1 protein-coding gene is annotated in these 1032 nt (G+C 69.9%); it reads left to right on the top strand.

What is annotated here, in order from left to right:
• The coding region (locus MKL11_RS29420; protein ID WP_243950239.1) for a transposase at positions 1-996 on the top strand (996 nt) is incomplete at its 5' end.
• Between the last annotated feature and the right edge of the window lie 36 nt (positions 997-1032).

Here is a 1032-nt window from a genome sequence, read left to right as displayed (position 1 = left end):
CCGGATCGGGAGAGCGGCACCGTCGAGGCGCGGCTTGCGGCCCATCCCGAGATCACCGTCGTCGCCCGCGACCGCGGGGGTTGCTACGGCGAGGCGACGACGCGAGCGCTGCCCCATGCCCTTCAGGTCGCCGACCGATGGCACTTGATGGAGAATGCCAGCGCCGCCTTCCTCGACGCCGTGCGCAAGTCGATGGCCGCCATCCGCATCGCGGTGGGAGCCGCGACGGTCGATCCCGAACGGCTGACCTGCGCCGAGCGCCTGCAGTACGACGGTTATCCTCGGAGGGAGGCGACGGGCGAGGCGATCCTGGCTCTGTCGCGACAGGGCATGCCGATCAAGACGATTGCCCGGACGACCGGGCACAGTCGCAAGCTCGTGCGCGACGTGCTGCGCGGTCTGACCGGCGACGTCTTCCGCGCCCGCCAGAGCAGCCTGGACGCCTATCTGCCCCGGCTCGATGCCGAATGGGCGGCCGGCTGCCGCAACGGGGCTGAACTCTGGCGGCGGCTTCGCGCGAGCGGGTTCACCGGCAGCCTGCGGGTAGTCGGGGAATGGGCGACGCGGAGGCGACGCAGTGAGCGGGCGCCGGAGGGCGCTCCCAGCAAGGTGCCGTCAGCACGGATCCTCTCCCGGCTGATGACGACGGGGCGGGACAGCCTGACGAAGGCCGAAGCCGTCCTCGTGGCGACGATCGAGGCGGAGGTGCCGAGGCTCGACGAGGCAAGGGCCCTGTTGTCGCGCTTCCAGGCCATGATCCGCGCACGGGGTCGACCGGATCTCGACACCTGGATCGAGGCCGCGGCCCGAAGCCTTCTGGCGTCCTTCGCCGGCGGCCTGGTCAGGGACAAGGCGGCCGTCGCTGCAGCTCTCACACAACCATGGTCGAACGGCCAGACCGAAGGGCAGATCACCCGCCTGAAGCTCGTGAAGCGGCAGATGTTCGGCCGTGCCAAACTCGACCTGATCGAAGCTCGGCTGATCGGCACACCATGAGCCGCCCTGCATCGAGATTGCGTCAGACCCACGCTT

It is taken from the genome of Methylobacterium sp. J-077 (assembly GCF_022829365.1).
In the GTDB taxonomy this organism is placed as follows: domain Bacteria; phylum Pseudomonadota; class Alphaproteobacteria; order Rhizobiales; family Beijerinckiaceae; genus Methylobacterium.
This window is presented reverse-complemented; position numbering and strand designations above follow the sequence as displayed.